This window comes from Ruoffia sp. FAM 20857, from assembly GCF_045528645.1.
GTDB classification, from domain to species: domain Bacteria; phylum Bacillota; class Bacilli; order Lactobacillales; family Aerococcaceae; genus Ruoffia; species Ruoffia halotolerans.
In genome coordinates this window covers 1-228 of sequence record NZ_JBGQRB010000161.1, presented here as the reverse complement: position 1 = coordinate 228, position 228 = coordinate 1, and the positions used below count along the sequence as shown (strand labels likewise).

At 40.8% G+C, this 228-nt stretch carries 1 pseudogene; it reads left to right on the top strand.

Annotated elements, in window-relative coordinates:
* Window positions 1-228, top strand: a pseudogene (locus ACEN4N_RS11675) (IS30 family transposase); the annotation flags it as partial.

Here is a 228-nt window from a genome sequence, read left to right as displayed (position 1 = left end):
AACGTACATGGTCACCTGAACAAATTGTTGGACGAGACTATCAGGGAAAACTTTCCTTTAAATCCATCTATAACTGGATTTACCAAGATATCTTAAAGGTACCCCTAACTGTCTTAAGACACAAAGGAAAAAGTCGAGAGCCTCAAGAAACGCGAGGAAAGTTTAATATCGGCACTCCCATCTCAAAACGCCCCAAATCTGTGAAGAATCGAAAAGAGTTCGGGCATT